The organism is Flavobacterium sp., assembly GCF_044338735.1.
Lineage (GTDB): Bacteria > Bacteroidota > Bacteroidia > Flavobacteriales > Flavobacteriaceae > Flavobacterium.
Window position 1 is genome coordinate 1 of record NZ_JBIIWV010000240.1, and the last position, 4,630, is coordinate 4,630.

A 4,630-nucleotide genomic window follows, 5' to 3' on the forward strand; every position below is an offset into this window, starting at 1 on the left:
CTGAACCAGACTTTAATTTTGCTGCATCTAATAATTGAATTGCAGCAGGTGGCGTTTTAACAACAAAGTCAAAAGACTTGTCTTTATACACAGTAATTTGTACTGGTAAAACTTTGCCAGGTTTATCTTGTGTTCTAGCATTAAATTGCTTACAGAACTCCATGATGTTAACCCCAGCAGCCCCCAAAGCAGGTCCAACCGGTGGCGATGGATTCGCAGCACCTCCCTTAACTTGTAGTTTAACTACTTTACTAACTTCTTTTGCCATTTTTAAAAAAATTTAGCACATCTATCAATTGGAAGCGATTGATGTGATTTATGTATGTAACGAATATTATACTTTTTCAACTTGCATAAAACTTAATTCTAATGGTGTTTTTCTTCCGAAAATTTTAACCATTACCTCAAGTTTACGCTTTTCTTCATTTATTTTTTCAATAGTTCCATTAAAACCATTAAAAGGGCCATCAACAACTTTGATAGTTTCACCAATATTGAATGGAATAGACACACTATCTACTTGCACAGATAATTCATCTACTTTTCCAAGCATTCTGTTAACCTCAGACTGTCTCAATGGTACCGCATCACCTCCTTTTGTTTCACCTAGGAAACCTATAACACCCGGAATTGATTTAATAATATGAGGAATTTCTCCTGTTAAGCTTGCTTCAATCATGATATAGCCCGGAAAATAAACTTTATCCTTAATTATTTTTTTTCCATCACGCACAGTAACTACTTTTTCTGTAGGAACCAATACTTGAGTGATATAATCAGCCATACCTAATCGGGCGGTTTCAGTTTCAATATAAGCTTTCACTTTATTTTCCTGACCACTCACGGATCTTACCACATACCATTTATTCACATTATTATCTGCCATAGCAAAGTGTTATTTTATGATATTAAAAAAACCTGCAATTGCTTTAGCAAATATTTCATCTACACCCCAAGTCAATAGAGCAAAAATGATTGAAAATATTGCTACAATAATTGTCAAACGTTGCACATCAGCCCATACTGGCCATGTTACTTGGTTCGTAAGTTCATTAAACGTCTCGCTAAAATAATCCCAATAGCGATGTAGAATAAATACTAAAGCAAAATAAGGCACACCAAACCCTAAAACTGTATCGTATCCTTGACTCAATATAAAAATACTTATAACGTTAGCTAATAGACCAAATATTAAAGCACTATTGCGAATATTTTTTCGGTAAGCTGTGATTTTATCTTCCATTTGTCATTAATCCAAATAATAATTATAAATTGTTTTGCACGGGCGGAGGGATTCGAACCCCCATCAATGGTTTTGGAGACCACTATACTAGCCCTTGTACTACGCCCGTTTGTTAAAAAAACCAGCAGCGGAACTGCTGGTTTGATATATTTAACTAATTAGGCTAATAAATTAGTCTAATATTTCAGTTACCTGACCAGCACCTACTGTTCTACCACCTTCACGGATAGCAAAACGTAAACCTACTGATAAAGCGATAGGGCTTAATAATTGAACATCAATTGTTAAGTTATCACCAGGCATAACCATCTCTACACCTGCTGGTAAAGAAATAGTTCCTGTAACGTCAGTTGTACGTACGTAAAACTGAGGACGGTAGTTATTATGAAATGGAGTGTGACGTCCACCTTCTTCTTTTTTCAAGATATACACCTCAGCTTTAAAATGAGCGTGTGGCTTAACAGATCCTGGCTTAACAATTACCATTCCTCTTTTAATATCTTCTTTAGCGATACCTCTTAATAAGATACCTACGTTATCACCAGCTTCACCTCTATCAAGGATTTTACGGAACATTTCAACTCCTGTAATAGTAGAACTTAATTTATCAGCTCCCATCCCGATGATTTCAATTGGATCACCTGTATTAGCAATTCCTGTTTCGATACGACCTGTAGCAACAGTTCCACGACCAGTAATTGTAAATACGTCTTCAACTGGCATTAAGAATGGTTTCTCAACGTCACGAACAGGTAATTCAATCCAACTATCAACTGCTTCCATTAATTCCATAATAGTAGCAACCCATTTTGGATCTCCGTTTAATCCACCTAGAGCAGAACCTTGGATAACTGGACCATTATCACCATCATATTGATAGAAAGATAATAAATCTCTAATTTCCATTTCTACTAATTCTAATAATTCAGCATCATCAACCATATCCACTTTATTCATGAATACAACCATTCTAGGCACACCAACTTGGCGACCTAAAAGGATGTGCTCTCTCGTTTGTGGCATAGGACCATCTGTAGCAGCAACTACTAAGATAGCACCGTCCATTTGAGCAGCACCTGTTACCATGTTTTTTACGTAATCCGCGTGACCTGGACAGTCAACGTGCGCGTAGTGACGATTTTGTGTAGAATACTCTACGTGAGACGTATTAATTGTAATACCTCTTTCTTTTTCTTCTGGAGCATTATCAATTTGATCAAATGATTTTGCTTCTGATAAACCAGCATCAGCTAATACTTTCGTAATTGCAGCTGTTAATGTAGTTTTACCGTGGTCAACGTGTCCGATAGTACCAATATTCAAATGGGGCTTCGAACGATCAAAGGTTTCTTTTGCCATGATTTAATAATTTAATCTTAGTTATATAATTAGTGTTCAAAAAATAAACTTATTTAAGAGCCAATGACGGGAATTGAACCCGTGACCTCTTCCTTACCAAGGAAGCACTCTACCCCTGAGCTACACCGGCTTTTGTGTATTCAGAAGTTAGCAATCAGCATTCAGAATTCTAAATCCTCACTTCTAATTTCAAAATCTCGTGGGGAGAGCAGGATTCGAACCTGCGAAGACGTAGTCAGCGGATTTACAGTCCGCCCTCGTTGGCCGCTTGAGTATCTCCCCAAACCTTTTACATTTAGTTACTTACAATTGAGCCGATAGAGGGACTCGAACCCACGACCTGCTGATTACAAATCAGCTGCTCTAGCCAGCTGAGCTACATCGGCAACTTGAATATAAAAAGTCCGCTATTTCTAACGGACTGCAAATGTATAGAATTTATTTTTGAATCAAAACATTTTTTATCTTTTTTTTTATAATATCAAATTGTACGCAATTTTTCTTTTCTTTTTACCAAAACTCGCTCTAATGAATCTACCGCCAAATCTATTCCTTCTTCAAAAGATTTTGTCATTTTTTTTACTACAAAATCATCTCCTGGAACATTAATTTTTATCTCTACAATTTTATTTTCTTTATCACTTGTATTTTCAACTTTCAAAAAAACATCAGACGAAACAATTTTATCATAATACTTTTCTAATTTATCTAACTTCTCTTGAACAAAATCAACTAATTTTTTGTCCACATTAAAATTTACTGCATGCAAATTGACTTTCATAACTTTTAGATTATATAGATTATACATTTGAGTTGTTACTTGTTTCTAGGATGCGCTTCTTGATATACTTTTTTTAAGGCAGCCAAACTGCTGTGAGTATAAATTTGAGTGGAAGACAAACTAGCATGACCTAACAACTCTTTAACTGAATTTAAATCGGCTCCATTATTCAACAAATGAGTTGCAAAGGAATGCCTAAGAACGTGAGGGCTTTTTTTTGTCTTTTGTGACACACTACTAAAGTACTCATTTATTAATCGATACACAAATGATTCGCTTACTTTATTTCCGTTTTTTGACAAAATTAACATCTCATTATTCTTAATCACCTCTAAATGATTTCGTTGTACTTTATACGATTCAATTAATTTAACAGTACAGTCTAAAAGCGGAATAATGCGTTCTTTATTTCTCTTACCAACAACTTTAATTGTTTTCTGATATAAATCAACATTTTCAGAAGAAAGGTTAATCATTTCTGCACGACGAATTCCTGTGGTGTAAAATAATTCAATAATTAACTGATTGCGAATTCCTTCAAAATCATTTGAATAAGTATTAAATTCAAACACATCTTGCAATTCTTTTTCCGAAAAAGGAATTTGAATTTTCTTAGCCGTTTTTAATGACTTGTGCTTTAATAATGGGTTAACCGATATTAGTTTAATTCTTAAAAGAAATTTATAGTATGATTTTAAAGAAGATATTTTTCTATTAACAGAAGTATTTGAAATGTTATTTTCTATCAATACAACAATCCAACTTCTTATTTGGGGATAGATTACATTCTCAACCTCAGTAGCTTCATGATTAGTATTCAAATAGCCTTGAAAAGACAAAATATCTGAAACATAGGCTTGCACGGTCAATAGAGAATAATTTTTCTCTTTAACTAAGTATTCTTGATATGCTTGTATAGTAGATATCATAAAAAAAACCGCTAAAAACAAAGTTACACTTTATTATTTAGCGGTTTACTATTTCATTCAAAAAAATACTAACTCTCTAATGAGTCTCTCAATCCTTGAATATATGCTGCTTTTTGTATCTTAGCTCTGTTTGAAACAGAAGGCTTAATGAAAGCTTGACGTGAACGTAACTGACGAACAGTTCCTGTTTTATCAAATTTTCTTTTATAGCGCTTTAATGCTCTATCGATATTTTCTCCGTCTTTAATTGGTATAATTAACATAATATGGACACCTCCTCTCGTTAAGGGTGCAAATGTAGAAAATAATTATGAATTA

6 protein-coding genes, 4 tRNA genes and 1 pseudogene are annotated in these 4,630 nt (G+C 34.1%); all 11 read right to left on the reverse strand.

The features are described 5' to 3' along the window. Positions 1 to 268: pseudogene (locus ACIQZC_RS10680) on the reverse strand (50S ribosomal protein L11); the annotation flags it as partial. 66 nt (positions 269 to 334) lie between these two features. After that, a complete protein-coding gene (nusG, locus tag ACIQZC_RS10685) occupies positions 335 to 886 on the reverse strand; it encodes a transcription termination/antitermination protein NusG (protein WP_396139206.1) in 552 nt (183 codons plus the stop codon). Positions 887 to 895: 9 nt separating this feature from the next. Then, positions 896 to 1,093: a preprotein translocase subunit SecE gene (gene secE, locus ACIQZC_RS10690; RefSeq protein ID WP_396139212.1), complete on the reverse strand. Its 198-nt coding sequence runs from the start codon at positions 1,091 to 1,093 to the stop codon at positions 896 to 898. 187 nt (positions 1,094 to 1,280) lie between these two features. After that, positions 1,281 to 1,352, reverse strand: a tRNA-Trp gene (locus tag ACIQZC_RS10695). A gap of 62 nt (positions 1,353 to 1,414) precedes the next feature. After that, positions 1,415 to 2,602, reverse strand: a complete 1,188-nt coding sequence (gene tuf / locus ACIQZC_RS10700) for an elongation factor Tu (RefSeq protein ID WP_396139207.1) — start codon at positions 2,600 to 2,602, stop codon at positions 1,415 to 1,417. 58 nt (positions 2,603 to 2,660) lie between these two features. Further along, positions 2,661 to 2,732: transfer RNA gene (locus ACIQZC_RS10705), tRNA-Thr, on the reverse strand. A gap of 70 nt (positions 2,733 to 2,802) precedes the next feature. Beyond that, positions 2,803 to 2,884 (reverse strand) — tRNA-Tyr (locus ACIQZC_RS10710). Between the two features lie 30 nt (positions 2,885 to 2,914). Further along, positions 2,915 to 2,988 (reverse strand) — tRNA-Thr (locus ACIQZC_RS10715). Positions 2,989 to 3,083: 95 nt separating this feature from the next. Next, positions 3,084 to 3,383: a ribosome hibernation-promoting factor, HPF/YfiA family gene (gene hpf / locus ACIQZC_RS10720; protein WP_396139208.1), complete on the reverse strand. Its 300-nt coding sequence runs from the start codon at positions 3,381 to 3,383 to the stop codon at positions 3,084 to 3,086. Between the two features lie 35 nt (positions 3,384 to 3,418). Beyond that, positions 3,419 to 4,312 carry a tyrosine-type recombinase/integrase gene (locus tag ACIQZC_RS10725; RefSeq protein WP_396139210.1) on the reverse strand — a complete coding sequence of 298 codons (894 nt, stop codon included), beginning with the start codon at positions 4,310 to 4,312 and terminating at the stop codon, positions 3,419 to 3,421. A gap of 68 nt (positions 4,313 to 4,380) precedes the next feature. Further along, positions 4,381 to 4,575: a 30S ribosomal protein S21 gene (rpsU, locus tag ACIQZC_RS10730; protein ID WP_396139211.1), complete on the reverse strand. Its 195-nt coding sequence runs from the start codon at positions 4,573 to 4,575 to the stop codon at positions 4,381 to 4,383. Positions 4,576 to 4,630 lie beyond the last annotated feature (55 nt).